The organism is Curtobacterium sp. L1-20, from assembly GCF_048755855.1.
GTDB lineage: Bacteria > Actinomycetota > Actinomycetes > Actinomycetales > Microbacteriaceae > Curtobacterium.
Genome location: NZ_CP151473.1, coordinates 2,144,522 through 2,169,688, shown reverse-complemented (window position 1 = coordinate 2,169,688; position 25,167 = coordinate 2,144,522). Strand labels below are relative to the sequence as shown.

General features: G+C 73.1%; 26 protein-coding genes. 12 read left to right on the top strand and 14 right to left on the bottom strand.

Annotated elements, in window-relative coordinates:
* Positions 1-7: 7 nt before the first annotated feature.
* Together AAEP86_RS11805 and AAEP86_RS11800 are read right to left on the bottom strand one after the other, a co-directional pair.
* A complete protein-coding gene (locus AAEP86_RS11805; RefSeq protein WP_420367527.1) occupies positions 8-226 on the bottom strand; it encodes a hypothetical protein in 219 nt (72 codons plus the stop codon).
* Positions 227-248: 22 nt separating this feature from the next.
* Positions 249-584: a DUF3140 domain-containing protein gene (locus AAEP86_RS11800; RefSeq protein WP_420367526.1), complete on the bottom strand. Its 336-nt coding sequence runs from the start codon at positions 582-584 to the stop codon at positions 249-251.
* A 118-nt stretch (positions 585-702) separates the two neighbouring features.
* On the opposite strand from AAEP86_RS11800, the gene AAEP86_RS11795 reads away from it, so the two are divergent.
* The 4 genes from AAEP86_RS11795 to AAEP86_RS11780 all read left to right on the top strand — a co-directional run bounded on the left by AAEP86_RS11795 (position 703) and on the right by AAEP86_RS11780 (position 4,184).
* Positions 703-1,929, top strand: coding sequence for a zinc-dependent alcohol dehydrogenase (locus tag AAEP86_RS11795; RefSeq protein WP_420367525.1), 1,227 nt, complete (start codon positions 703-705; stop codon positions 1,927-1,929).
* A gap of 101 nt (positions 1,930-2,030) precedes the next feature.
* Positions 2,031-2,930, top strand: coding sequence for an SDR family oxidoreductase (locus AAEP86_RS11790; protein ID WP_420367524.1), 900 nt, complete (start codon positions 2,031-2,033; stop codon positions 2,928-2,930).
* A gap of 73 nt (positions 2,931-3,003) precedes the next feature.
* Positions 3,004-3,141, top strand: a complete 138-nt coding sequence (locus AAEP86_RS11785) for a hypothetical protein (protein WP_420367523.1) — start codon at positions 3,004-3,006, stop codon at positions 3,139-3,141.
* A gap of 95 nt (positions 3,142-3,236) precedes the next feature.
* Complete coding sequence (locus AAEP86_RS11780) at positions 3,237-4,184, top strand: methyltransferase family protein (protein ID WP_420367522.1); 948 nt, start codon at positions 3,237-3,239, stop codon at positions 4,182-4,184.
* Here the strand turns inward: AAEP86_RS11780 and AAEP86_RS11775 are convergent.
* Entirely contained in the window at positions 4,165-4,581 is a 417-nt protein-coding gene (locus tag AAEP86_RS11775; RefSeq protein ID WP_420367521.1) for a VOC family protein, read from the bottom strand. The genes AAEP86_RS11780 and AAEP86_RS11775 overlap by 20 nt on opposite strands.
* Before the next feature lie 299 nt (positions 4,582-4,880).
* Between AAEP86_RS11775 and AAEP86_RS11770 the strand changes: the two genes are divergently transcribed.
* The 3 genes from AAEP86_RS11770 (at position 4,881) to AAEP86_RS11760 (ending at position 9,923) form a co-directional block, all read left to right on the top strand.
* Positions 4,881-7,319: an ABC transporter gene (locus tag AAEP86_RS11770; protein ID WP_420367520.1), complete on the top strand. Its 2,439-nt coding sequence runs from the start codon at positions 4,881-4,883 to the stop codon at positions 7,317-7,319.
* A gap of 79 nt (positions 7,320-7,398) precedes the next feature.
* Positions 7,399-8,160: an SDR family NAD(P)-dependent oxidoreductase gene (locus AAEP86_RS11765; protein ID WP_420367519.1), complete on the top strand. Its 762-nt coding sequence runs from the start codon at positions 7,399-7,401 to the stop codon at positions 8,158-8,160.
* A 113-nt stretch (positions 8,161-8,273) separates the two neighbouring features.
* Complete coding sequence (locus AAEP86_RS11760; RefSeq protein ID WP_420367518.1) at positions 8,274-9,923, top strand: long-chain-fatty-acid--CoA ligase; 1,650 nt, start codon at positions 8,274-8,276, stop codon at positions 9,921-9,923.
* On the opposite strand, the gene AAEP86_RS11755 is transcribed toward AAEP86_RS11760, so the two are convergent.
* Entirely contained in the window at positions 9,909-10,361 is a 453-nt protein-coding gene (locus tag AAEP86_RS11755; RefSeq protein ID WP_420367517.1) for a MarR family winged helix-turn-helix transcriptional regulator, read from the bottom strand. The two genes, AAEP86_RS11760 and AAEP86_RS11755, sit on opposite strands and share 15 nt — an antisense overlap.
* A 50-nt stretch (positions 10,362-10,411) precedes the next feature.
* Between AAEP86_RS11755 and AAEP86_RS11750 the strand changes: the two genes are divergently transcribed.
* Positions 10,412-11,191, top strand: coding sequence for an alpha/beta fold hydrolase (locus tag AAEP86_RS11750; protein ID WP_420367516.1), 780 nt, complete (start codon positions 10,412-10,414; stop codon positions 11,189-11,191).
* Positions 11,192-11,244: 53 nt separating this feature from the next.
* Here the strand turns inward: AAEP86_RS11750 and AAEP86_RS11745 are convergent, their stop codons facing one another.
* The 3 genes from AAEP86_RS11745 to AAEP86_RS11735 form a co-directional block, all read right to left on the bottom strand.
* Positions 11,245-12,078, bottom strand: coding sequence for a glycoside hydrolase family 16 protein (locus AAEP86_RS11745; RefSeq protein ID WP_420367515.1), 834 nt, complete (start codon positions 12,076-12,078; stop codon positions 11,245-11,247).
* Positions 12,079-12,212: 134 nt separating this feature from the next.
* A complete protein-coding gene (locus AAEP86_RS11740; protein WP_420367514.1) occupies positions 12,213-13,211 on the bottom strand; it encodes a hypothetical protein in 999 nt (332 codons plus the stop codon).
* Positions 13,212-13,311: 100 nt separating this feature from the next.
* Positions 13,312-14,508: an MFS transporter gene (locus AAEP86_RS11735; RefSeq protein WP_420367513.1), complete on the bottom strand. Its 1,197-nt coding sequence runs from the start codon at positions 14,506-14,508 to the stop codon at positions 13,312-13,314.
* A 241-nt stretch (positions 14,509-14,749) separates the two neighbouring features.
* Here AAEP86_RS11735 and AAEP86_RS11730 point away from each other — a divergent pair, with 241 nt between their 5' ends.
* On the top strand, positions 14,750-15,619 hold the full coding sequence (locus AAEP86_RS11730) for an SMP-30/gluconolactonase/LRE family protein (RefSeq protein ID WP_420367512.1): 870 nt from the start codon (positions 14,750-14,752) through the stop codon (positions 15,617-15,619).
* A gap of 51 nt (positions 15,620-15,670) precedes the next feature.
* On the opposite strand, the gene AAEP86_RS11725 is transcribed toward AAEP86_RS11730, so the two are convergent.
* The 3 genes from AAEP86_RS11725 to AAEP86_RS11715 all read right to left on the bottom strand — a co-directional run bounded on the left by AAEP86_RS11725 (position 15,671) and on the right by AAEP86_RS11715 (position 17,918).
* A complete protein-coding gene (locus AAEP86_RS11725) occupies positions 15,671-16,858 on the bottom strand; it encodes a hypothetical protein (protein ID WP_420367511.1) in 1,188 nt (395 codons plus the stop codon).
* Positions 16,859-16,927: 69 nt separating this feature from the next.
* Entirely contained in the window at positions 16,928-17,332 is a 405-nt protein-coding gene (locus tag AAEP86_RS11720) for a VOC family protein (RefSeq protein WP_420367510.1), read from the bottom strand.
* Positions 17,333-17,387: 55 nt separating this feature from the next.
* Positions 17,388-17,918 (bottom strand): TetR/AcrR family transcriptional regulator, encoded by a 531-nt coding sequence (locus AAEP86_RS11715; protein ID WP_420367509.1) that lies wholly within the window; start codon positions 17,916-17,918, stop codon positions 17,388-17,390.
* Between the two features lie 107 nt (positions 17,919-18,025).
* Between AAEP86_RS11715 and AAEP86_RS11710 the strand changes: the two genes are divergently transcribed.
* The 3 genes from AAEP86_RS11710 (at position 18,026) to AAEP86_RS11700 (ending at position 21,940) form a co-directional block, all read left to right on the top strand.
* On the top strand, positions 18,026-18,388 hold the full coding sequence (locus tag AAEP86_RS11710; RefSeq protein ID WP_420367508.1) for a DUF4267 domain-containing protein: 363 nt from the start codon (positions 18,026-18,028) through the stop codon (positions 18,386-18,388).
* 124 nt (positions 18,389-18,512) lie between these two features.
* Positions 18,513-18,977, top strand: coding sequence for an ester cyclase (locus AAEP86_RS11705; RefSeq protein WP_420367507.1), 465 nt, complete (start codon positions 18,513-18,515; stop codon positions 18,975-18,977).
* Positions 18,978-19,201: 224 nt separating this feature from the next.
* Complete coding sequence (locus AAEP86_RS11700; protein WP_420367506.1) at positions 19,202-21,940, top strand: AAA family ATPase; 2,739 nt, start codon at positions 19,202-19,204, stop codon at positions 21,938-21,940.
* A gap of 88 nt (positions 21,941-22,028) precedes the next feature.
* Here the strand turns inward: AAEP86_RS11700 and AAEP86_RS11695 are convergent, their stop codons facing one another.
* The 4 genes from AAEP86_RS11695 to AAEP86_RS11680 form a co-directional block, all read right to left on the bottom strand.
* The gene (locus AAEP86_RS11695; protein ID WP_420367505.1) at positions 22,029-22,892 is read right to left on the bottom strand and encodes a 3-hydroxyacyl-CoA dehydrogenase family protein; all 864 of its coding nucleotides are present in this window, start codon (positions 22,890-22,892) and stop codon (positions 22,029-22,031) included.
* Positions 22,893-23,009: 117 nt separating this feature from the next.
* Positions 23,010-23,429, bottom strand: a complete 420-nt coding sequence (locus tag AAEP86_RS11690) for a RidA family protein (protein ID WP_420367504.1) — start codon at positions 23,427-23,429, stop codon at positions 23,010-23,012.
* An 81-nt stretch (positions 23,430-23,510) separates the two neighbouring features.
* Complete coding sequence (locus AAEP86_RS11685; RefSeq protein WP_420367503.1) at positions 23,511-24,200, bottom strand: GNAT family N-acetyltransferase; 690 nt, start codon at positions 24,198-24,200, stop codon at positions 23,511-23,513.
* Between the two features lie 47 nt (positions 24,201-24,247).
* The gene (locus AAEP86_RS11680) at positions 24,248-25,057 is read right to left on the bottom strand and encodes an SDR family NAD(P)-dependent oxidoreductase (RefSeq protein WP_420367502.1); all 810 of its coding nucleotides are present in this window, start codon (positions 25,055-25,057) and stop codon (positions 24,248-24,250) included.
* Positions 25,058-25,167: the final 110 nt, after the last annotated feature.

Genomic DNA, 25,167 nt, shown 5'->3' with positions numbered 1-25,167 from the left:
GGAGCCGTCAGGACCGGTCGCGGGCCGCCCGGCCGACCAGCCAGAGGTACGTGCTGTGCCCGACGAGCGCGAGCCCGAAGAACACCGCCGCGACCGCGTAGACCCGGTCGAGCTTGCCCTGACCGATCACGAGCATCACGATGCAGAACACGACGGCGACGGCGAGCACCCCGACCTGCACCGTCGACCAGATCCGTCGGAAGCGCGGCATGCCCGTCTCGTTCACGGACCCATTCTGCCCGACGTCGTCAGTGCTTCTCGGGGTCGTTGCCCCAGTTCATGAGCGAGTGGCGCCACGGGGTGTCGTGGACGTCCCCGTCCGGTCGCTGCTCCGAGTGCCGCGCGACGTACCCGACGACCTTCCGCATGTGCGCGTAGTCCGCATCCGTGTAGTCGCCCTGCTTCTTCCGCAGGATGCGGACGATGTGCCGTCCGCTCTCGTGCCCCGTCGACTCGCCGCCGCCGGACGGCTTCTGCCCGACCGCCTTCGACTCGTCCGTGCCGAGCCAGTGCTCCAGCTCGGAGGCGGTCATGTTCACCGCGTCCGCGAAGTCGTCCCGGATCTGCTTCTCGTCGTCGCTCATGCAGCCGAGCGAACCGGAGCGACCTGGACGAGTGCGCAGGACGGATGGGCCTCCACGATCCTCCAGGGCGCCCGGAGTTCGGTGGTCGGCGACCGGAACAGCGACCAGGAGGAACGACATGCGCGCAGTGGTGTGGCACGGCATCGGGGACATCCGTCTCGACGAGGTGCCCGAACCGGCGATCCAGCAGCCGCAGGACGCCATCGTGCGGATCACCCGCAGTGCGATCTGCGGGACCGACCTGCACTTCGTCCGCGGGACCATGGCCCCGATGCAGGAGGGCACGATCCTCGGCCACGAGGCCGTCGGGGTCGTCACCGAGGTCGGCGACGCCGTCCGCGGCTTCTCCCCCGGTGACCGGGTCGTCATCAACTCGACCATCTCGTGCGGGGCGTGCCGGTACTGCCGGATGGGCAAGACCGCCCAGTGCGACGTCGCGAACCCGAACGGACCGCAGGCCGGCACGTCGTTCTTCGGCGGCCCGGAGTCGACGGGTCCGGTGAACGGTCTGCAGGCCGAGTACGTGCGCGTGCCGTGGGCGCAGAACACGATGCACCCGCTGCCCGAGAACGTCAGCGACGAACAGGCCATCCTGCTCTCCGACATCTTCCCGACCGGCTGGTTCGGCGCCGAGCTCGCCGGCGTGACCCGCGGGGACGTCGTCGTGGTGTTCGGAGCCGGCATCGTCGGCCAGTTCGCCGCGGCCTCCGCATTCAAGCAGGGCGCCGGCCGGGTCATCGTCGTCGACGGCGAGGAGACCCGCCTGGCCGCCGCCCTCGCGCAGCACTGCGAGGTCGTCGACTACAACCGCGAGGACCCGGTGCAGGCGATCATGGACCTGACGAACGGCATCGGCGCGGACGCCGTGATCGACGCCGTCGGCGTGGACGCCGAGCGCCCGAAGCGCGGACCCGCGGCGGTCTCCGACGAGCAGGCCGCAGAGTTCGACGCCGAGGTCGCCCAGGTCGCCCCCGACGCCGAGAAGGACGGGTTCGGCGAGCAGCACCAGTGGAAGCCGGGCGACGGCCCGTCGCAGGTCGCCCGGTGGGCGGTCGCGTCGGTCGCGAAGTACGGCCGGATCGGCATCATCGGCGTGTACGGGCCGACCGCGCAGTCGTACCCGATCGGCGAGGCCATGAACAAGAACCTCACCATCCGGATGGGCAACTGCGACCACCACTCGGTGACCCCGCCGCTCATCGACATGGTGGCGGCCGGGCAGTTCGACCCGACGGCGCTCATCACCGAGCACGAGCCGATCGGCACCGCCATCGACGCCTACGAGGCGTTCGACCGCCGCGAGCCGGGCTGGGTCAAGGTCGAACTGACCACCCCTGCCTCCTGACCACACCGGCGGACGGACCACCGAGCGTCCTCCGCCGCCCGCTCCCGCACGCCGCGAGCACCACCGACGCCACCAGCGCCACCACCACCGAGAGGACCCCCGTGCCCACCGACCAGTACGAGCCCAGCGACCCCCGCACCCGGTACCCGAACGTCTCGCCGGAGCCGCAGACGCAGGACGAGCCGGGCCTGCAGTCCGAGATGCGTCCCGTGCCCGACCTCGGCGAGGACTCCTACCGGGGCTCCGGTCGGCTCGCCGGCCGCAAGGCGCTCATCACCGGCGGCGACTCCGGCATCGGCGGCGCGGTGGCGATCGCCTTCGCCCGCGAGGGCGCCGACGTCGCGATCGCGTACCTGCCCGAGGAGCAGTCCGACGCAGACCACGTCGTCGAGCAGATCCGCGCCGCCGGACGGACCGCCCTGGCGATCCCGGGCGACCTGCGCGACCGGGAGTACGCCCCGTCACTCGTCGACCAGGTCGTCTCCGGTCTCGGCGGCCTCGACGCGCTCGTGAGCGTCGCCGGCAAGCAGCGCTGGCAGCCGCAGCTCGAGGACCTCACGGACGAGCAGTTCGAGGCCACCTTCGACGTCAACGTGTTCGGGCTCTTCCGGCTGGTCCGTGCGGCGCTGCCGCACCTGCAGCCGGGTTCGACGATCACGACGACGGCGTCCATGGAGGCGTACCAGCCCGCCCCGGACCGGCTCGACTACGCGGCGTCCAAGGGCGCGATCAACAACCTGTCGAAGGGTCTGTCCCAGGCGCTCGTCGAGCGCGGCATCCGCGTGAACATCGTCGCCCCGGGGCCGACCTGGACCGTCCTGCAGCCGAGCGGCGGCGTCGACCCCGAGTCCCTCCCGGACTTCGGGTCGAGCGAGTCCCCGATGGGCCGCGCCGCCCAGCCCGCCGAACTCGCCCCCGCCTACGTCTTCCTCGCCTCGCACGAGTCGAGCTACGTCGCCGGCGAGACCCTCAACGTCAACGGCGGGATGGTCACGCCCTGACCTCCCGCACCGGTCGGGAATGGAACGGACCCGTCCGGTGTCGAACACTGCACCGAATGCGAAGGAGCACACCATGAGCCTCGACCTCCACAAGAGCGCCGGCATCGACGACGACCGCACCTGCCTCCCCAAGCCGGTCCTGACCGGCCTGCGCGACGAGCCGACCCCGTCCTTCGGACGCTGGCTCGGACAGATCAACAGTCACGAGTGACGTGACGGCGACCACCTGACGGACGGGAGGCGCGGTGCCGGCTGGCACCGCGCCTCCCGTCCGTTGCGGGGTCCGCCCACTGCTACCGTGCTCGCATGTCCTGGGGTCGGCGGTGGTTCGCGGTGCAGGCCGCCGCCGGAGCGGCGTGGTGGCTCGCCGTGGCCTGGGTCCCCGGGGTGCGGGACGCCACGCTCGGGTCGCTCGACCCCCTGCTCGTCGCGGCGTTCGACGTCCCGCTCTTCGTCGTCGCGTCCGCCCTCGCGGCGGCGGGCGCGCGGTGGGCGGCCGTCCTGGCGACGGTGTGGACGGTGGTCGTGCTGGTCGCACTCGCCTGCTGGGCGACCGCGACCACCGAGGCCGGCGTCGGCGTGCTCGTCATGGCGGGTGCCGCCGTCGGCTCCGCACTCGCCCTCGCGCTCGTGCTGCTCGGCCGCGTGCCGACGGAGTGGGTCACCGCCGGTCCGCTGCGGTTCCGGACGGCGGACGCCGCCGCACCACGGCGGCGTCACGTCCTCGGTACCGTCCTGCAGATCGTCGTCTTCTGGGGACTGTTCCTCGGCGTGATCCCCCTCGTGATCGCGGCGGCCGAGCACCGGTGGCGGTTGCACCCGGCCGTGGCGCCCGGCGTCGTGCTCGCCCTGGTCGTGACCGGCGGTGTCGTCCTCGTCGCAGCGAGTGCGCTGGGCATCGCGTCCGCGGCGGCCATGTCCACGCAGGGAGCGGGCACGCCCCTGCCCTCGGCGATGCCGAACCGGCTCGTCGTCGCCGGACCGTACCGCTCGGTGCGGAACCCGATGGCCCTCGCCGGGATCACCCAGGGGGTGGCGGTCGGGCTGCTCCTGTTGTCGTGGATGGTCGTCGTCTACGCGCTCGCGGGGTCGATCGTGTGGAACTGCGTCGTCCGTCCCCTCGAGGAGGCCGACCTGGAGCACCGGTTCGGGGACGACTTCCGTCGGTACGCCGCGCGGGTGCGCTGCTGGGTCCCCCGGTGGCCGGTCCCGGCCAGCGCCCCGGTCGACGCGGTCAGTCCACCGCGCCGCTGATGTTCACGAGCCACGTCACGCCGAAGCGGTCGGTGAGCATGCCGAAGGCGTCGCCCCACGGCGCGGGGGTGAGCGGTTCGACGATCGAGGCGCCCTCGGAGAGGCCGTCCCAGTACCGGGTGAGGGCCTCGGCGTCGTCGCCGCTCAGGGAGACGGAGATGTTGCTCACCGTGGGGGCGTCCATCCCGGTGGGGGCGTCGGAGAGCATGAGCAGCAGGCCGTCCTCGCCGATGACCTGTCCGTGCATGACCTTGTCGGCGTCGGCGGGGTCCTGGGCCAGGCCGGCGTCGCCGAAGGTGCTGAGGGTGACCTCGCCGCGGAAGACGGTCGCGTAGAAGGCGAGGGCCTGGCGGGCCTGGTCGCGGAAGCCGATGTAGGGGTTGAGGCGGACGGTCATCGCGGGCTCCTGTCGGGTGGTGCACGGGCGACGTGGTCCGTGTCGCGGCCATCGTCCCAGACGCCGTCGACGACGGGAAGTCCCGCCCTGCCGTGCCGTCGGGCTCCTGTCCCAGCGGCAGTCGACTGACTGTCATGTTTCATCCCTCCGATGGATGCGACGGCCGCACCGTGACGGCATCGTTGGATCCGTGCGGGGAGTCCGGTCGTTCGCGACCGCGGTCGTGGGGGCCGCGGTCGCGACGCGCCGGCACACCGCGGGGGCCTCGGCGCCCAGCCGCCCCGCCTAGCATCGTGAGGATGCCCTCCCCGCTGCAGCACCCGCCGACCACGACCGCGACCGGCACCGGACGGGACGGCTTCATCAGCGTCCGTGGCGCGCGGGAGAACAACCTGCGCGACGTCGACGTGGACCTCCCCCGCGACTGCATCGTCGCGTTCACGGGCGTCTCCGGTTCCGGCAAGACGTCGCTCGCGTTCGGGACGGTGTTCGCGGAGGCGCAGCGCCGGTTCCTCGAGTCGGTCGCGCCGTACGCACGGCGGCTCATCGCGCAGGGCTCCACCCCGCACGTCGACTCGATCACGGGCCTGCCGCCGGCGGTGGCGCTGCAGCAGCGCCGCGGAGCCCCGAGCTCCCGGTCGACCGTGGGCACCCTGACGACGCTGTCGAACTCGATGCGCATGCTGTTCTCCCGGGCGGGCACCTACCCGGCCGGTGCCGACCGCCTGGAGTCCGACTCGTTCTCGCCGAACACCGTCGCGGGGGCGTGCCCGCGCTGCCACGGCCTCGGCACCGCCCACGAGGTCACCGAGGCGTCCGCCGTGCACGACGACTCCCTCAGCATCCGGGACGGTGCGATCACCGCCTGGCCGGGCGCCTGGCAGGGGAAGAACCTCCGCGACGTGACCGCGGTCCTCGGGTACGACATCGAGCGGCCGTGGCGGGACCTGCCGCGGGCGGACCGCGACTGGCTCCTGTTCACCGAGGAACAGCCGGTCGTCGAGGTCCACCCGAAGCGCGACCGGGTCGCCAAGCCGTACAAGGGTCGGTTCTGGAGCGCGCGGCAGTTCATCCTGCACACCCTCGCCGACTCCCAGAGCGAGACGCAGCGCGCCAAGGCCCTGCGCTTCGTCGAGTCGGGGCCGTGCGGCCTCTGCCACGGCACCGGGCTCACCCGGGCGGCACTCGCCGTCACCGTCGGCGGTCACTCCGTCGCCGAGCTCAACCGACTCGCGCTGACGGCGCTCGCCGACGTCCTCCGGCCGATCGCCGCGATCACCGACCCCACGCCGGCGACCTCCCGGGCCTCGTCCGGCGAGCACACCGAAGTGGCCGTCGCGATCGCGAAGGACCTGCTGGGCCGGGTCGAGGTCCTCGTCGGCCTCGGCCTCGGGTACCTGTCGCTCGACCGGGCCACCCCCACCCTCTCGCCCGGCGAGACGCAACGCCTCCGCATCGCCACGCAGCTGCGCTCCGGCCTGTTCGGCGTCGTCTACGTGCTCGACGAGCCGAGCGCGGGCCTGCACCCGGCCGACGCGGAGTCGCTCATGGAGGTGCTGCAGGACCTGCGGGCCGGCGGCAACAGCGTCTTCGTCGTCGAGCACGACATGGGCATCGTGCGGCAGGCCGACTGGATCGTGGACGTCGGCCCCGGCGCCGGCGCTGGAGGCGGAACGGTCCTCTACAGCGGGCCGGTCCCCGGACTCGCCGACGTCGAGGCCTCGGTCACCCGGCGGTTCCTGGAGCCCGGCACCCGGCAGGTCGGACCGCGCCGGGTCCGCGAACCCGTGGGGACCCTCGCGGTGCACGGCGTGACACGGCACAACCTCCGTGGCCTCGACGTCGACGTGCCACTCGGCGTCCTGACCGCCGTCACCGGCGTCAGCGGCTCCGGGAAGTCGTCGCTCGTCAGCGGCGTGCTGCCCGCGGTGGCTGCCGACCACCCGCTCGTCGACCGTGTGGTGCAGGTCGACCAGAAGCCGATCGGCCGGACGCCCCGCTCCAACCTCGCCACCTACACCGGGCTCTTCGACGCCGTCCGCGCCGCGTTCGCCGCGACCGACGAGGCAAGGGCACGGGGCTGGGGCGCCGGCCGGTTCTCGTTCAACGTGGCCGGCGGCCGGTGCGAGGTCTGCCAGGGCGAGGGGTCGGTGTCCGTCGAACTGCTGTTCCTGCCGGGGAGCTGGGCGCCGTGCCCGGAGTGCCACGGCTCGCGGTACACCGCCGAGACGCTCGAGGTGCGCTGGCACGACGCGTCGATCGCGGACGTCCTCGGGATGACCGTCGACCAGGCGGAACCGTTCCTCGCCGACGTCCCCGCGGCGTCACGAGCACTCGAGGTGCTCCGGCAGGTGGGGCTCGGGTACCTCCGGCTCGGGCAACCGGCACCGGAGCTGTCCGGCGGCGAGGCGCAGCGCATCAAGCTCGCGACCGAGCTGCAGCGGGCACGCTCCGGCCACACGCTCTACGTGCTCGACGAACCGACGACGGGGCTCCACCCCGCCGACGTCGAGCTGCTCGCCGGTCAGCTCGCCCGCCTGACCGACGCGGGCAACACGGTCGTCGTCGTGGAGCACGCGATGGACGTCGTCGCCGGAGCAGACCACGTCATCGACATGGGCCCGGGCGGCGGGGATGCGGGAGGCCGGGTGGTCGCCGCCGGCACCCCGGAGGCCGTCGCGTCGTCCACGACGAGCCGGACCGCCCCGTTCCTGCGGGCGGAACTGCAGCGCGCGTGAGCGGGGGCCGGCCACCTGCAGGAGGATGGCCGCGGGGACGACGCACACCGCGCCTCCCGTCCGACCTGGAGGACCGCCCGTGCACACCACCACCCTGACCGGATCCGTCGCCCTGGTGACCGCCGCCTCGCGCGGCATCGGACGGGCGATCGCCCTGGACCTCGCCCGCAGCGGGGCCGACGTCGCACTCGGCGTCCGCGACCCCGACGGCGCCGCAGCGCTGGCCGACGAGATCCGGGCGCTCGGCCGACGGGTGGTCACCGTCCGGATGGACGTCACCGACCTCGCCGGGTGCCGGTCCGCGATCGACACCGTCGTCGCCGAGCTCGGCACCGTCGACGTCCTCGTGAACAACGCCGGCGGCGGCATCGTGGAGGACGCCCTCGACGTCTCGGAGGAGCACTTCGACGCGGTGTGGGCACTGACCACGAAGTCGACGTTCTTCGTCTCGCAGCACGTCGCGAAGCACATGCGCACCGCAGGGGGCGGATCGATCGTGAACGTCGCCTCGCAGGCCGGCCTGGTCGCCCTCCCCGGCGAGTCCGCGTACTGCACCAGCAAGGCCGCGGTGATCCACATGACCAAGTGCCTGGCCGTCGAGTGGGGGCAGTACGGGATCCGCGTGAACGCCGTCGCCCCCACCTTCATCGAGACCGAGGGCACCGAGCCCGCCCTGTCCGACGAGTCCTTCCGCGCGGACACGGTCGACCGGATCGCCGCGCTGCACCGCATCGGGCAGCCGGAGGAGGTCGCCGCCGCCGTGACGTTCCTGGCCGGCGAGGGCGCCTCGCTCGTCACGGGCACCGCACTGCCGATCGACGGCGGGTGGACGGCCCGCTGACGCCGTGGGACGACGCGGCGAGGTCGACGCCCCCAGGTCGGGTCGCATCGCGCCGGGCCGTCGACACGTACGATCGAGGAGACCTCGAAGCGTCGACGAAGACGGAGACCGGCATGACCAGCACCACCGCCAGCACCGCAAGCGACGGCACCAGCACCACCGCCCGCACCGCCGACGACGACGCCGGCACCACCCGGAGGACGCACGCCACCGCCTCCGTCGCCGCGATCCTGGCCGAGTCCGCCGCACGCTGGCCGGACGACGTCGCCGTGATCGTCGGCCAGCAGCGCACCACCTACGCCCAGCTCTGGGACGAGACCCGTGCCTACGCCGGTGCGCTCCGCGCGAAGGGCATCGGCGAGGGGTCCCGCGTCGCGATGCTCGTGCCGAACGTGGCCGACTTCCCGCGCACCTACTACGCCGTCCTCGCGCTCGGCGGCGTCGCCGTCCCCGTGCACGCGCTCCTGAAGCGACGCGAGATCGAGTACGTGCTCCGTGACAGCGGCGCCGCGCTCCTCGTCTGCGCGGCGCCGCTGCTCGCCGAGGGTGCCGCCGGCGCTGCCCTGGCGGACGTGGAGACCGTGACCGTGCTCGCCGCGGCGGACGGCGACACCGAGCACGACCGACTGGAGGCGCTCGCCGCGGCCGCCGACCCGATCGAGACGTACGTCCCGCGCGACCCGTTCAACACCGCCACGATCCTGTACACGAGCGGCACCACCGGCAAGCCGAAGGGCGCCGAGGGCTCGCACTTCGCGCTGCTCGAACAGGTCGACACGAACCTGATCTCCACGTTCGACATGCGTCGCGGCGACGTCCTGCTCGGCGCACTCCCCCTGTTCCACACCTTCGGTCAGACCTGCACGATGAACACCGGCTTCCGTGCCGGCGCGACGCTCGTCATGCTGCCGAGGTTCGACGGCGACACGGCGCTCGCCGCGATGGTCGAGCACGGGTGCGACGTCTTCATGGGGGTCCCGACGATGTACATGGGGCTCCTCGACGCAGCCACACGCACCGACGCCCGACCGACACTGCGGTACGCGATCTCCGGCGGCGCCTCGCTGCCACTCGCCGTGCTCGAGCGCTTCGAGTCCGTGTTCGGCGCCCCGATCCACGAGGGCTACGGCCTGACCGAGACGTCGCCCGTCGCGACCTTCAACCACGTCGGGACGCCGCCCCGTCCCGGCACGATCGGCACGCCGGTCTGGGGCGTCGACGTCGAGATCGCCGATCCCGCGGTCCCCGACGCCATCGCGCTCCTCCCACGCGGGGAGATCGGGGAGCTCGTCATCCGCGGCCACAACCTGATGAACGGCTACCTCGACCGGCCGGAGGACACCGCCGCGGCGATCGTCGACGGCTGGTTCCGGACCGGTGACCTCGGCACGAAGGACGACGACGGGTACCTGTCGATCGTCGACCGGACCAAGGACATGATCATCCGCAACGGCTACAACGTGTACCCGCGGCAGGTCGAGGAGGTCCTCGCCACCCACCCCGAGGTCGCCATGGCCGCCGTCTTCGGGGTCCCCCACGACCTGCACGGCCAGGAGGTCGAGGCGGCCGTCGTCCTGACCACCGGCGCGACGGTCACCGCGGAGGAGCTCGTCGCGTTCGTGGCCGCCGAGATCGCGGCCTTCAAGTACCCGCGGGTCGTGCACCTCGTCGACGCCCTGCCGCTGGGTCCGAGCGGGAAGGTGCTCAAGCGGGAGCTGGTCGAGCGGTTCGGTCCGGCCGGGGTGCCGTCACGGGCGTCGTGAGACCTCTCCGGTCCCGCGACGTGGGGCGTCCTCCTCGGTGAGGATCGTCAGCAACGCGGACAGTCGGGCGCGCTGCGGTTCGTCCAGCGGGTCGAAGAGGTCCCGGAGCACGCGCGCGGCGACGTCGTGGCCGTCGGCGAGCGCCGTGCGACCGGCCTCGGTCAGGGTGTGCTCCATGCGTCGGCCTCGCCCCGCGGAGCGCTCGACCAGCCCACGCTCGACCAGGCGGGTGGCGAGCGTGCCGAAGGACTGGTCGCTCTGGAAGGTCGCGACCGCGAGGTCGTGACCGGAGGCGCCGGGAGCACGGTCGATCGCGCGCAGGGCGTCCCACTGCACGAGGGTCACGCCGACGTCCCGCAGTTCGGCGTCCATGGTGCGGTGGTTGCGGTACTGGGCGCGTTTGACCGCCTGTCCGAGTGCTTCAAGGTCGGTCGTCATGGTGCTACGGTATCAACACCCGTATATAAACATGTTGAGAAAGAGGCGTCATGCCCACCTCCCTGCCCCACGACCTCCCGGCCCTCCGGGTCGGTGACTCCGGCGCTCGACCGGCGCTGGTCCTCCACGGCGGCGGCGGACCGCGCACCGTCACACCGATCGTGCACCACCTCGGAACGGCGTTCTCCGTCACCGCGCCCACGCACCCCGGCTGGGACGGCACCGACCGACCGGCGTCCATCGCTTCCGTCGCCGACCTGGCGCGTGCCTACCTCGACGCGCTCGTCGACCGCCAGGAGCGCGACGTCGTCGTGGTCGGCTCGTCCATCGGGGGGTGGATAGCTCTCGAGATGGCCGTCCAGTCCGCGGCGGACGACCGGTACGCCGGCCGCGTCGGCGCCCTCGTGGTGATCGACGGCGTCGGCGTCGTCGTCGACGGGCAGCCGATCGCGGACTTCTTCTCCCTCGACGCCCGCGGACTCGCCGAAGCCGCCTGGCACGACCCCGAGCGCGGCTACCAGGACCCCGCCGCGCTCACCGAGCAGCAGCGCGCCGTGCAGCAGTCCAACGGACGGACCATGGCCGCAGTCGCCGGCACGATGAGCGATCCCGCCCTCCTCGGTCGCCTGCGCTCGGTACGGGTTCCGACCCTCGTCGTGTGGGGTGACAGCGACGGAGTCGTCACCCCGGCCTACGGTCGGGCGCTGGCTGCGGCCGTGCCCGGAGCAGCGTTCGCCGAGGTGACCGCCGCGGGCCACCTGCCGCACCTCGAAGCGCCCGAGGCCACCTGGGCGGCCATCGACCCCTTCCTGGCGGCGCAGCGAGCCTGACAGGTCGCCTGCGTGGTCGTGCTCCGACCGGAGGACGCGGGGGTCGGACGACCTCAGTCGTCCCGGGACACCCAGTCGATCAGGACGTGACCCGGGCTGCCGACGTTGCCGATCTGGAAGGTGTAGCGGTGCGGAGTGGTCGGCACGTTCGTCGTGATCGTGCCGAGCAGGTCCCCGTCGAGGTAGTAGCTGACGGACTTCCCCGGCTTCCACACCATCGTGTAGGTGTGCCACTTCCGCCAGGTCACACCGGTGCCGATGCCCTGGGCGGTCCCCTCGTGCCCGGGGATCATCGAGTGGTGGTAGACGACCGGCTCCGAGTCGAAGCCGCCCTCGGGGAAGTTGATCTCGCCCTCGGACCGCACGTTCGACGTCGGCCACAGCATGATCGCCGCACCGTTGCCGTCGCCGCCGACGACCTTGGCGCGGATGCTGTAGGTGCCGCCGGTGGCCGCCCACGCGCTGTCTGCCGGGCCGAAGACGCCGGCAGCGCCGTGCTCCCCGTCCATGGCGACGTCCATCACGCCGTCGTGCGCGCTGATGAGCTTGCCCGAGTAGTACTTCCCGCTCGTGCCCTCGGCGTACGGCTGCCAGGCGTTCGCGTAGGTGCTCGCGAACTGCCCACCGGCCGCGGCCGGGGTGTCGAAGCCCTCGAAGAACGTCGGTCGGTGGTGCGGGTCCTGGGCGAGCGTCGGGGTCGCGGTCGGCGTCTGCGTGAGCCCGATGCCCGCCGGGAGCGTCCGCCCGACACTGGGCGTACTGGTGAGGGCGAGCAGGACTCCGACGGTGGCGCCGGAGACGACGAGGACCGCGATCGCGCGGCGGAGCCCCCGGGCCATCGTCCGTCGTCGGCGGTGGTCTCCCCTGGTGGGCTGGTGCTGGTTCACGAGTGCTCCTGTGCTTCGGCATCGAGCCTCGTCGAAGCACGGAGCGGACGCACGCCCGTCGCGGCGTGCTGGCGGCTGACCGCAACGACCTGCGGGCAACCGTCACGGCGACGGTTTCCCGCATCCGGACCGGATCAGGGACCGACGGCGGCCGGATCCGTCACGTCCGCAGCGTGCGCCGCGGCGTAGCGCCGTGCACGACGGATGTGCCGCACCGTGGTCGGTACCACCCATGCCAGCACCAGGACGAGGAGCACGATCGTGACCGCGGGGACGGGCACGAGACTGCCGCGGACCACCGACGAGAGCAGTTGGAACGCGATCGACAGGTACAGGAGCCCGAGGTACGCCAGTTGGAACTGCAACGCGAGCGGGACGATGCGCGCGTACTGCACCGCGGCCGGACGTTCCGCGGGGTCGAGTTCGAGGCGCTTGCCGCGGAGGACGACCTGGGCGTACCGCCGGAGCCGTCCGACGTCCCGCCCGCCGACGTCGCGGAGCGCCCGGCTGATCGGGAGCGCCACGACCAGCGCGGCCACCGCCGGGGCGAGGAACGTCAGCTGACCGGCGAGGAGGACCACCTGCCCGAGGTCCGTCCCCCGCTCGCCCCAGAGCACCACCGCCAGGACCACACCGATCGTCGCCAGGACCGCCGCGACGACGAACGTGACCGCGATCCGCACGACCTTCCGCCGGATCGCGTCCCGTCCCGGCAGGAGTCCGTCGACGGTGTCGGCGATCGGGGCCTCCGTCCGACGGAACAGGGACCCGAGCGGTCGGGCGGCGACGAGGAGCACGGCGGCCCCGACGACGAGCACGGCGGGGACCCAGAGTGGTGCGTTCGCCGTCACCGACGCGGCGACCACGAAGCCCGCGGCCACCACGTCGAGCACCACGACACCGAGGAACCAGCGGCGCAGGTACCGCCGGCCCTCGACCGACGCACGGTGGTCGAAGTACCCCGCGAAGCCGCCGACGAGCACCGGTCCCATGACGAGGACCAGGGTGCCGGTCGCCGCGGCGATGAGCAGGGGGGCCGGCGCGTCGTGCAGCTGCAGGGCGACGAGCAGTGCGGCGCCCAGGGTGAGGGCCGTCGACACGACGACGGTCAGCAGGTACGACAGGACTCGCATCGGGGCTCCTCGAATGGCGTTGGCACGACCGCCCCATCATCGCCCTCGGCGGACGCCGAGGGCCGACCCCTGCGGTTCCCCGCACGATGCGCGCAGCCGCTCAGGCCGAGAACGTCCGGCGTCCGACCACCGTCAGCACGAACGCGACCACGCCCAGCGCCGCCATCAGGACCCCGAGCGACAGTCCGCCCGACACCGCGAGCAGCGCCGCCCCGACGAGCCCGGCCGCGGCGATGGCGAGGTTGAACGCGACCGGCAGGAACGCGTTGGCCAGGTCCGACTGCGCCCCGCCGGCCACCGAGAGCGCCCGCTGCAGCTGCGGCGACGCACCACCGAAGGCGAGCCCCCACACACCGGCCGCGACCAGGACCGCGACGGGCTGCGCGTGCCCCACGACCAGCACGACGGCCGCCACGACGAACCCGACGATGCTCGCCTGCAGGAGCAGCCGCGGACGACGGTCGATCACCAGCGCCGTGACGACGACCCCGCCGATCGACGCGACGCCGTAGACCAGGAGCACCACGTCCGCGGCGAGCCCGCTGCCGCCGTCGCGGAGGAACGGGGCGACGTAGGTGTAGACGGTGTTGTGCCCGAGCATCCAGACGGCGATGACGACGAGCACGATCGGGACACCGCGCAGCAGGAAGACCCGCAGCAACGGCATCCGGTCCGTCCTCGCCTGCCCCCGCAGGGCCGGCACGACGGCGACCACCGCGACGGCGAGCAGCACGCCCAGCGCGGACAGGCCGACGAAGGACCACCGCCAGTCGACGACCCCGCCGACCCAGGCGCCGAGCGGCGTCCCGACGGCGAACCCGACGGGAGCACCGGTGGCGACGACCGCCAGGGCCAGGCCACCACGCTCCGGCGGGCTGATCCGGCGCCCGTACGCGGCCAGCATCCCCCAGAGGACGCCGGTGAACGCGCCGCCGACGAACCGCGACGCCAGCGAGAGGACGACGTCGGACGAGACCGCCGTGACCGCGTTCGCGAGCACCAACCCGACGAGCGCGCCGATCAGCAGCGGCTTCCGGGGCAGCCCCTGGGTCAGGGTGATGGCGGGCACGGTCACGAGGACGGTCCCGAGCGCCCAGGTGCCGGTGAACTGCCCGACGAGGGCCTCGCTCGTCCCGAGGTCGCGCGCGATGGACGGCAGCAGGCCCGCCGGCATGGTCTCCGCCGACAGCAGGAGGAACCCGACGGCCGCCAGCGCCACGAGGGCGCCCCACGGCATCCGGTCCGGTCGCGTCGTCGCCGGGTCGGTGTGTGCGGTCTCCGAGGTGGGTGTGGGCACCGGGGTCCTCCGGTCGTCGTGCGGGCACGGGTGTGGCCCGTCCATGCTCGAGGCCCGGCGGGCGCCGAGCCAGGGGCCCGTCAGACGGGTTCCGACAGCACCTGGCTGGTGGCGCGGTGCGCGTGACCGCCTGGAGGCGCGACCGGCGTCGGACGGGTGGGTCGCGCCTCCAGGCGGTCACCCTGCGCACCGCGGCGGCGGTGCCGCGTCGGACCCGGCCGCCTGCTGGCAGGCTGGGCCGATGCGCATCACCCTGGACTCCGCGACCGACGTCGTCTCCGACATCCGCTTCCCCGAGGGCAACCGTTGGCACGACGGGCGGCTCTGGTACTCGGACATGCACACCGGCGAGGTCTTCTCGATCGATCCGGACGCCGGCGACGCGCCGCGGCTCGAGGCGACGGTCCCCGGGCAGTCGTCCGGACTCGGGTGGCTGCCGGACGGTCGGCTCGTGATCAGCTCGATGGAGTCCCGCACGGTCGTGGCGGTGGCGCCCGACGGAACGACGTCGGTGTTCGCGGACCTCTCCGCTGACGAACCCTCGCTGCTCAACGACCTGGTCGTCGACCCCGCCACCGGACGGACGTACATCGGCGCGTTCGGCTACGACCTGTACGGAGGCGAGGAGCTCCGCCCCGGACCGCTCCACGTCATCGAGCCGGACGGCTCGCACCGCGTCGCCGCCGAGGGCCTGGTGTTCCCGAACAGCGCGAACGTGCTGCCGGGCACTCGGACCCTCGTCGTGAGCGAGACGTGGGGCGGCCGTCTGACCGCGTTCGACATCGAGGACGACGGGTCCCTGACGGGACGGCGGGAGTGGGCCGCCCTGCCGGACGGGGTCACGCCGGACGGCAGCACCGTCGACGGCGAGGGCGCCGTGTGGGTGTGCTCGGTCGACACCGGCGAGTTCCTCCGCGTCCTCGAGGGCGGCACCGTCACCGACCGGATCGACGCCCCCGGGCGGTGCGCGATCGACTGCGCGCTCGGCGGCGCCGACGGTCGGACGCTGTACCTCGCGACGGCCGACAGCTACGACCCGGCGACCACGGCCCGGACGCGGGCCGGTCGGATCAGTGCGGTCCGCGTGGGGGTGGCCGGCGCGGCCCGCTGAGCACTCCGGCGACGACGGGGGCCGTGGCCTCCGGCGCGTCGCCCCCGCGGATCAGGACATCGCAGCCGCGAAGTCGTCACGACCGACCGCAGCGCGGGCGAGGTCCTCGTCGACGATGTACTGCCGCAGACCGAGGTGCCGGCTGCCGACCCCGATGTCGCGCCAGAAGCGCTGGAGCGGGTTCGACCTCGTGAACGCGCTCGATCCGTGGAGGTCGCACAGGTCGTCGACCGCTTCCCGGGCCTCACGGACGGCCACGACCAGGGAGTGCCGCAGCCCGAGCCGTGCCGCTCGGTCGAGCGGCGCGGCACCGGAGCCGTCCGCCTGGCCGGCCAGGACGGCCGCGACCGATGCGACCCGCGCCGACGCGTTCGCGATCCGGGCGCGCGCACCCGCGTAGAGGGCCCGCGCTCCCGGGGACTCCGCGTACGAGGTGTACCGCGTCCGGGTCGGCCCCTTCGTGCCGGCGACGAGCGCGGCGGCGATCCCCAGGGCACCGGAGGCCATGCCGACGATCGACGCCGTCGTGAAGGTCGTCGTGAGCAGGACCGCACGGCCGGTGACGTCGGGGTCGACGGGCAGGTCGAACACGAAGCCGGTCGGCACCGCCACGTCCTCGGCGACGAGCGTGTGGCTCCCCGTGCCCTGCAGGCCGGCGACGTCCCACGTCCGGACCAGTCGGAGCTGCGCGGTGGGCACGACGGTCATCCGCATGCGCGGCGGACGGCCCTCCGTGGACTGCAGCGCGGCCAGCATCGCCCAGGTCGCCACCTCGGAGCCGGACGAGTACGGCCACGACCCGTTCAGCACGAAGCCGTCGTCAGCAGCCGCCAGGGAACCGGGCGCGAAGTTCTCCACGACGGGACCGGGTGCGGCGGCCACGGCCCGGGCGGCCTCGTCGGAGGCCAGCGGCAGCAGCCCGGTGACGGCGGTGGTGAGGCCGACCACCCAGGCCGACGCGGGACACGCCGCGCCGAGCTGCTGCAGGACGGACACGACCCGGGGAGCCTGTCGTGCAACGTCACCGGTGCCGGCGAGCGAGAAGCACCCCGCCTCGCGGAGCGCGTCGAGCGACTCGGGGACCAACCGACCCGCCGCCTCGGTGGCCGCGGCGTTCCGCCGGAGCACCTCGACGAGCTCCGGCGCCACCGCCGGGTCCTGCTCGTGCGGAGCGGACCACGCGGCAGGGCTGGTGTCGTCGTGGAGCTGGCCGGTGGTCGCGCGCTGGTCGGTCGTCATGGGCAGCAGGATCCCCGGCCTCGTCCCGCGGTGTCCTCCGGGGGATCACCGAACCGGGACGACCGCAGCTCAGCCGTCCTGTGCGGTGTCCGGCCGCATCCAGAACGGCGAGTAGTGGTACCCGTCGGGGTCGTCGAACTGTCGCTGGTACATGAACGGGTACTCGTCGGTGTCACCGACCCGACCGCCGGCGGCACGGGCACGGTCGACGAGCTCGTCCACGGCCTCGCGGCTGTCGAGGTCGAACGAGACCGTCACCTTCGACGGGGTGTCCGGGCCGCCGATCAGCTCCTCCACTCCCCCGACGCGCTCGTACGCCGCACGACTGCTGAGCATGACGTACTGGGTCGGGGCGATGGCGAAGCACGAGACGTCCTCGCCGGACATCGCCGGTTCCGGCGTCCACCCGAGGGCCGTGTAGAAGGCGGTCGCGCGCTCGACGCTCCGCACCGGACAGGAGATGAAGAGGGCCATGCAGGCACGATGGTCCTCGGCGGGGTCGGCGTCAAGGGGTCGTCCAGCGGTCGCCCTACCGTCGGCTCAGCGCCCGGTGGGCGAGTTCGAGTCGCGCACGCGCCTGCGTCGCGGGGAGTCGTCCACTGTTCTCGAGGGTCGACAGCCCGTGGACCGTCGCCCAGGCGACCTCGGCCTGGAGGTCGTCGTCGAACGCCACCCGGATCGCCGCGAAGGCCCGCTGGAGCGCTTGCGGCCCGGTCCCGGTGCCGAACGCGAGTCCCGAGGGCATCGAGAACATCGCCTCGTAGACGCGCGGTCGGTCGGCGGCGAAGTCGCGGTACGCCTGCATCCGCGCCGACGGCTCCGCGGGCACGGCCTCGAGCGCGGCGGCCATCGCATCGAAGCCGCTCAGGGCGACGGCGTCGACGATCTGCTGCCGCCCTCCGGCGAACGCCGAGTAGATGACGGGCTGCGTCACGCCGAGCTCGGACCCGAGGCGACGCATGGTGACCGCTTCCCAGCCGTCGACCTCAGCGAGGCCGCGGGCGGCTCGGACGATCTGGTCACGTCGGAGATCGAGGTCGGGGGCAGGACGTGGCGCCATGCTCCGACCATAGCAGAATGCAGTTATCTAACTACGGTAGACAACAAACGCGTCCTCCGTTACGGTCGTAGGAGAACACCGTTACTCAACCGTGGAAGGTCCCCCTCGTGGTCACCATCGCCCTCATCGTCGCCGTCATCGGCTGCCTCTTCATCCTGTTCATCGGCGCACGGTTCCTCGTGGCGCCCCGGATCGCGACCAGCGGGTTCGGCGTCGCCGAGGACCGGCGACGCGCCTTCACCAGCATCAAGGGGGTCCGGGACATCACCTCCGGCATCGTCCCGCTGGTCGTCCTCCTCGTCGCCGGCCCGCACGTCTTCGGATGGGTCCTGCTCGCCGCGGCGGTCACCCCGGTCGGCGACGCGGTCATCGTCGCCACGAACGGCGGCAGTCTCCGCCACGCCCTCAGCGTCCACGGCGCGACCGCCCTGGTCCTCGTCGTCGCCGGGCTCGTCCTGGCACTCGGCTGAACGCGCCCGACGTCCACCGCCCGGCGCGCCGCTCGCCGTTCGCGGCTCGCGGCTCGCGGCTCGCGGCTCGCGCGCGGGACCTCCGCACCACCAGCAACCCACACCGTCTCGAGAGGACACCACCATGAGCACCACCGACGAACCGGACACCACCGCCGACGCCACGACCGAGTCGATCGTGCGCGCGTTCTACGAACCCTTCCGCACCGGTGACACCACCGCCTTCGACACCGTCCTGGCCGCGGACTGGATCGACCTGCCGCTCGCGCCGGGCCAGGAGCAGGGCCCCGCGGGCATGGCCACCCAGATCGCGAGCTTCCGTCGCGCGATGCCCGACTACGACGTCGAACACCAGGACGTCATCGTCCAGGGCGACCGGGTCGCCGTCCGCAACACCGTGACGGGTACGCACCTGGGTGCGTTCATGGGACACGAACCGACCGGGAAGCGGATCGCGATGCGCACCATGGACGTGCACCAGGTCCGCGACGGGAGGATCGTCACCACTTGGCACCTCGAGGACTTCGCCGGACTCCTGGGGCAGTTGGCGGCACCGGCGGACGCGCCGACGCCCGCGGCATGGGGGTGACCGTCCGGACCGGATCGTCCGGCGCGCGGTGACGGTCCGGTGCGCACGCCGGACACCCGCCGACCCCGCCGGGTGTCCTGCACGTCGCGCTGCTCGTTCCGGACGACGGGACGCAGTACCGTCGGATCAGCACGAGGCCCGGTGCCCACGTCGTGTCGACGCCCGAGCACCCTTCGGCACACCGGTCCGCTCGCTGTCCGCACCAGAACGGAGAACACCCCCGCATGGCACCGTCAGGACACACCCCCGCCGGCGGGGAGCGCGAGGAGCTCATCGCCCGGATCGGCGAGAAGGTGACGACTGCCGGCGCGCGCATCCTGATGACGGGTGAAGCGGGCATCGGCAAGTCGACGGTGCTCGACCGGGTCGTGGCGTCGGCGCAGGAGCGCTCCCCGATCCTGTTCGCGCGGGCACGCCAGTACGACCAGCACCGCTTCCGCGGGCTCCGCGACCTGATGCAGGACGTCGAAGCCGCGCGGTTCGCCGCCCTCCCCGCAGCGGAACGGACGGCGCTCCTGCACGTCCTGGACCGATCGCCGGCGAACGGGCCGGTCGCTCCCGGCGCCGTGGCGGCCGGCGTCACCCACTTCCTCGCGCGGCTCGCTGCGGACGGCGGGATCCTCGCCGTCGACGACTGGCAGTGGCTCGACGGCGACACCCGGGGACTCCTCGAACTGGCGCTCGACCGCCCCGTCGTCCGCCGCGGGCTCCGCGTCGTCGCGACGCGGCTCCACGATCCGTCGATGACGGTGGCCGACCACCGACCGGTGTTCGGTCCGGGCGACGTGGTCCGGGTCGAGCCGCTCGGGGCAGCCACGATGCGCACGATGCTGGTCGATGCCTTCGGGACCCAGCTCAGCGCGGCGGACCGGTCGACGGTCCTCCGGCTGAGCAGCGGCAATCCGCTGCTGGCCTTCGAACTCGCCGAGGAGCACGTCCGGGGCAACCACACGGCACTGCCGACGTCCGTGCTCGACGCCGTCCGCGGTCGGACGGAGCGGCTGCCTGCCGATGTCCGCCACCTCCTCGAGCTCGTCGCGGTGCTCGGCGGCGTCCGGGCCGAGACACTCGTCGCTGCCGGGGCCGTCGAGCCGGACACCGTCGACGCTGCCGTGCGGGACCGGGTGCTCACCCGGGACAGCGGTCAGCTCGTGCCGGACCACCCGCTGCTCGGGAGCGCGGCGATCGAGTTGCTCACGGCGTCCGATCGGGCAGCCCTCCACCGGCGTGCCGCGGCGCTCCCCCTGGACGCGGTGCGGCGGGTACGACACCTCGACCTCGCACGACCGGCAGGTCCCGACGCACTGCTCGCCGCGGAACTCGACCAGGCCGTCGACCGCGCCGCCGCCGCGGGGGCCTCCGTCGACGCGCACCGGCTCGCACGCCGTGCGCTCGAACGGACGGACGCGTCGGCACCCGAACGCACGGGCCGGGCACTGCGCGCAGCGGGCACGGCGTTCCGCGCCGGGGAACACACCGACGTCCTGACGGTGCTCCGCGACGTCGACGTCCGATCCCTCGACGTGCCGCAGCTCGACGAGTTCGTGGACCTGCTGGTCGACGCCGAGCAACACCTCCACGGTCCGGCGGCAGTGCTGGAACGCGTGTCCGACCTGCAGGCGCTGTTCCCCGAGCCTGGGCCGCACCGGGACGTGCTCGAGGTCGCGCGCCTCGCGTTCTCGCAGAACGTCCGGTCCGGCGGCGCGGCCGGGCACCCGGACGAGGACGACCTCCACGCGGTCGGACTCCGGATCGCGCCGGACGTCGCGCCCCGCGCACTGTTCTCCGCGCTGCACTGGGAGCTGCTCGACCGGCTCGAACACGGTGAGGGCGTCGACCCCGGCCTCGACGCCCGGATCCGCGAACTCGACGAGGCGACACCGCCGGCCGCCATCCGCGACGACGTCCTCGCGGCCGAGGCGAACTTCGTCTACCAGTGCGACGACCTCCAGCGGTCACACTGGCTGCTCCCCGCCCTCATCGTCCGCCTCGAGGACAACGGCCAGCTCACCAGACTCGCCGACGCCCTCGCCAACGCGACCGTGGTGTCGGTCCTCAGCGGTGAGCTCGACAAGGCGGCAGCCCTGCTCGCGAGGGCGGAGGACGCGACGCACGTGCTTGCACGCGAGCCCGCGAGCTTCCACCGCGCACGCGGACTCGCCGCCATCGCGCGCGACGACACCGCTGCCCTCGAGTCCGTCCTCGCCGAGGCGTTGCCGCCGGCCATGGGCGGACGAGCAGCAGTGCTCCGGAGCGGCCTGATCGGCCTGCACGCAGCGTACGAAGGGTCGTGGGACGACGCGCTCCCCCACCTCCGTCGTGCTCACGCCACCGCCGAGGAGGGCGGCATCCTGGAACCCGGGCGCCGGCTCTGGGTGGACGTCGAACTGGCCCGCGCCTGCGCCGCCACCGGTCGTCGCGACGAAGCCCTCGGGATCGCCGCGGCGCTCGACCGGATCGCGACGCACCCGGGCCGGCAGCACGCTCGGGGACAGGCGCGACGCGTCCGCGGTCTGGCGGAGCTCGCGCAGGACCCGACCCGCGCGGTCCGGTACCTCACGGACGCCCTGGTCGACATCCGCGCCGGCGGGTTCGTGCTGGAGCGGCTCCGCACCGAGACCGACCTCGTGCGCGCACTCCTCGCGGCGGGACGGCACCAGGACGCACGAGCACTCCACGCGACCGCCCTGACCGCGGCCCGCCGCGTCGGGGAGCCGCGGATCCTCCGCGACCTGCAGCAGCTCGCGGCGACGGTGCGCGACGACGAGACCCTGTCGTCGCTCACCGCTGCCGAGCGCCGCGTGGCCGAGGCCGCCGCGAGCGGCAGGACGAACCGCGAGATCGCCGCGGCGTTCCACGTCAGCGTCCGGACCGTCGAGACGCACCTGGCCAACACCTACCGCAAGATCGGGGTGAGCACCCGGACGCAGCTCGCGCTCCACCTGCGCGGCAGGGACGACTGACGCGGCAGGGGCAGCTCGCGCCCGCTCGCTCCGCGGTCGCGGACGCAGCTCAACAGTCGTCGACCGCGCTCAGGGTCGTCGACCGCGCTCAGTGGTCGTACACGTAGAAGCCGCGACCGCTCTTGACGCCGAGTCGACCGGCGGCGACGTACTCGTGCAGCAGCCGCCTCGGGCCCTCGGACAGGTGCGGGTCCTCGGCCGCGTAGTGGTCCTCGATGTCGAGGACGACGTCGAAGCCGACCTGGTCCATCATCCGGAAGGGGCCCACCGGCGCTCCGGTGTTGATCCGGAACACCGCGTCGACGTCCTCCGGCGTCGACACCCCGTCGGCGACGACCGCGAGGGACTCGCGCTTGACGGCTGCCCAGATGCGGTTGAAGACGAACCCTGTCGACTCCCGGTGCGCCACGAACGGGGACACGCCGTAGCGCGGCAGCTGCTCCACGAGGAGGGCGATGATCGCCGGGTCGGTCTGGCCGTTCCCCATCAGCTCGACGGCGTTCTGCACCGGCGGCATGGCGAAGTGCACGTTCAACACCCGCTCCGGGTGCTCGACCTCGTCGATCAGGAGTCGGGACGCGTACGAGGAGGAGTTGCTCGCGAGGATCGTGTCCGTCGCCACCGCACGGTCGAGCTGCCCGAACACCGTCCGCTTCAGGTCGAGTCGCTCCGGGACCGCCTCGACCACGAGCCACGCACCGTCGACCGCGTCGACGAGGTCCGGTGCGCCCGCGACCGTCCCGGCGACGGCGCCGGCGCGTCCCGCGACCACTCCCGGGAGCGAGCGCTCCACGAACGTGACGGCGTCGGACAGGACCTGATCGTCGAGGTCGTGGATGCGGGCGTCCGCGCCACCACTGGCGAACATCAGGGCGATCCTCCGGCCGAGCGTGCCACCTCCGATCACGGCGACCGGACGTGACGTGATGTCCTGGGGTGGTCCGGATGGCATGGTGGTTCCTCTCCTGGCGGGGCGTGCTCCGGCGCAGCGCCCGGCGGGCGCCTCCGACGTCCCGCCGACGGCCGTCGGGGGTTGCTCCGTCCCTCGTGGTGTTCCTCGGGCGCGACGTCAGGACGCCGCGGTGACCTCGATCTCGACCCGGGCGTCCAGCGCCAGCCCCGCGCAGCCGAACGCGCTGCGCGCCGGCAGGGGGAACCCCGTGAACGCGGCCTCGTACGCGGTGTTGAACGCGTGCCACTCGCCCATGTCCCGCAGCATCACGGTGCAGCGGACGATGTCACCCAGGTCGAGCCCATGGCTCTGCAGCACCGTGCGGACGTTCAGCACGGCCTGCAGCGTCTCCGGCGCGATACCGCCCTGACGCAGGCGCATCTGTCCGGGCACGTTGCCGAGCTGCCCCGACACGAACAGCAGGCCACCCGCACGGATCCCGTCCGGGAACGGCACCCCGGGCGGGAGGACCTTGCCGGTGGCGACGCGCGTCCGACCGCCGGTGTCGGTCCCGTCGTGGTGGACGTCACTCGTCATCGCGATCCTGCTCTTTCGTGTGCTCGGGGGTGCCCGACGGAGCAAGGGTGCGAGCATCGCGCTGCCGGGACATCCGTGGTCCTACGGGCCGATGGTCGACCGGCCGTCGGAGGTCGGTCCGGTCGCCGGAGCGAGCGCCACGAGTTCGTCGACGACCACCGGTTCCCCGTGCACGCTGAAGCCGAGCCGCTCGTAGAGCCGGACGGCCGTCACGTTGTCGGGGGCGACGTGGAGGAAGGCGGTACGCCCGGTCGCCTCGGCCGCCTCCCGGGTCGCCGAGACCACCGCCGCCGACAGGCCACGTCGTCGGTGGTCGGGGACGGTGGCGACCGCGGCCACCTCCCAGGTGGTCGGCGTCGAGCCCCGCGTTCCGGCCATCGCGACGAGACGGTCGTGGTCGAACACGCCCCGGAAGTGCCCCATCGCGAACGCGCCCTCGGAGAACATCGTCGCCCCGCAGTCCGCGGCGAGCCGCGCGATGGCCGGGAGGTCGTGCTCGCGCAGCACGCGGACCCCTGCGGTGTCCGTCGGGGTGCTCGGCCGGTCGCCGACCATGACGAGGTACTCCGATCGGTCCACCGTCCGCCACCCGGTCGGCTCGAACCCGGCTGACCGTTCCACCACGGCGCGGGAGGTGACCCGACGCAGGTCCTCCCACGCCGGTGGGTGGTCCCGTTCCACGGCCGCCCACGGACCGACGGCCGGGAGGTACGCGATCGCCTCACCGGACCGCGTCGCGAGGTGGGCGTGGTCCGTCAGCAGGGCGGTCACGCGATCGTTCCGGAAGGGCAGCGTGTCGCCCCTGGGTCCGCCCGTGATCATCGGTTGATGACGAGTCGCGCGGTCCGCGTGACGAGCGCTCGGGGCAGGAGGCGGTAGACCGTGGCGATCGCCTTGTTCGACAGGAAGGGGACGGCACTGGGGCCGCCGTGCGCGGTCACCTCGGCGACCACGCGACGGGCGACCGCGTCCGCGTCCGCGCGACCGCGGGTGAGGAACGGGACCGTGCTCCGCGCCGCGTCGAAGAAGCCGGTGTCGATCGGGCCGGGACAGATCGCGGCGACCCGCACGCCCGACCCGCGCGTCTCGAGCCAGAGCGCCTCGGAGAGCGAGACGACGAACGCCTTCGTGGCGCCGTAGACCGCCATCGTCGGGGTCGGCTGGAAACCGGCCGTCGACGCGACGTTCAGGACGACACCGTCGCCGCGGTCCAGCATGCCGGGCAGGTACGAGCGGGTGAGGCCGAGGACGACGCCGCAGTTCACCCGCACCATGTCGGCCATCCGGTCGCCGTCGTGCCCGGCGAACGCGCCGTGCGCGGCGAACCCGGCGTTGTTGACCAGCACGTCGATCGTCAGGCCGAGCGCCTCGACCTCCGTGACCAGCCGAGCGGCGGCCCCCTCCGCGGCGAGGTCCAGCACGATCCGGTGGACCCGCCGTCCCGGCGTCCCGCGCTCGATCGCTGCGGCCACACGATCGAGGCGTTCCTCATCGCGGCCGTGCAGCACGACGTCGGCGCCCCGTTGCGCGAGCCTCGTGGCGATCGCCGCGCCGAGGCCGCCACTCGCCCCGGTCACGAGTGCCGTCCGCCCGGTGAGGGTCTGGTCGGGTCGGTCGTGCTTCGTCATGGTGCGCGGTCCTCTCGACGTCTGCTGTCCGTCGGACCGTAGTGCCCCTCCGGGACGGCGCGGATCCGCTGTTCCACGGACGGCGGTCCGGCGGACGGCGCCGTCGTGCG

Coding starts and splice junctions, on each gene's coding strand:
- AAEP86_RS11800 (WP_420367526.1), bottom strand. CDS start 584: ATGAGCGACGACGAGAAGCAGATCCGGGACGACTTCGCGGACGCGGTG.
- AAEP86_RS11795 (WP_420367525.1), top strand. CDS start 703: ATGCGCGCAGTGGTGTGGCACGGCATCGGGGACATCCGTCTCGACGAG.
- AAEP86_RS11785 (WP_420367523.1), top strand. CDS start 3,004: ATGAGCCTCGACCTCCACAAGAGCGCCGGCATCGACGACGACCGCACC.
- AAEP86_RS11780 (WP_420367522.1), top strand. CDS start 3,237: ATGTCCTGGGGTCGGCGGTGGTTCGCGGTGCAGGCCGCCGCCGGAGCG.
- AAEP86_RS11775 (WP_420367521.1), bottom strand. CDS start 4,581: ATGACCGTCCGCCTCAACCCCTACATCGGCTTCCGCGACCAGGCCCGC.
- AAEP86_RS11770 (WP_420367520.1), top strand. CDS start 4,881: ATGCCCTCCCCGCTGCAGCACCCGCCGACCACGACCGCGACCGGCACC.
- AAEP86_RS11760 (WP_420367518.1), top strand. CDS start 8,274: ATGACCAGCACCACCGCCAGCACCGCAAGCGACGGCACCAGCACCACC.
- AAEP86_RS11755 (WP_420367517.1), bottom strand. CDS start 10,361: ATGACGACCGACCTTGAAGCACTCGGACAGGCGGTCAAACGCGCCCAG.
- AAEP86_RS11750 (WP_420367516.1), top strand. CDS start 10,412: ATGCCCACCTCCCTGCCCCACGACCTCCCGGCCCTCCGGGTCGGTGAC.
- AAEP86_RS11740 (WP_420367514.1), bottom strand. CDS start 13,211: ATGCGAGTCCTGTCGTACCTGCTGACCGTCGTCGTGTCGACGGCCCTC.
- AAEP86_RS11730 (WP_420367512.1), top strand. CDS start 14,750: ATGCGCATCACCCTGGACTCCGCGACCGACGTCGTCTCCGACATCCGC.
- AAEP86_RS11725 (WP_420367511.1), bottom strand. CDS start 16,858: ATGACGACCGACCAGCGCGCGACCACCGGCCAGCTCCACGACGACACC.
- AAEP86_RS11720 (WP_420367510.1), bottom strand. CDS start 17,332: ATGGCCCTCTTCATCTCCTGTCCGGTGCGGAGCGTCGAGCGCGCGACC.
- AAEP86_RS11715 (WP_420367509.1), bottom strand. CDS start 17,918: ATGGCGCCACGTCCTGCCCCCGACCTCGATCTCCGACGTGACCAGATC.
- AAEP86_RS11705 (WP_420367507.1), top strand. CDS start 18,513: ATGAGCACCACCGACGAACCGGACACCACCGCCGACGCCACGACCGAG.
- AAEP86_RS11700 (WP_420367506.1), top strand. CDS start 19,202: ATGGCACCGTCAGGACACACCCCCGCCGGCGGGGAGCGCGAGGAGCTC.
- AAEP86_RS11695 (WP_420367505.1), bottom strand. CDS start 22,892: ATGCCATCCGGACCACCCCAGGACATCACGTCACGTCCGGTCGCCGTG.
- AAEP86_RS11690 (WP_420367504.1), bottom strand. CDS start 23,429: ATGACGAGTGACGTCCACCACGACGGGACCGACACCGGCGGTCGGACG.
- AAEP86_RS11680 (WP_420367502.1), bottom strand. CDS start 25,057: ATGACGAAGCACGACCGACCCGACCAGACCCTCACCGGGCGGACGGCA.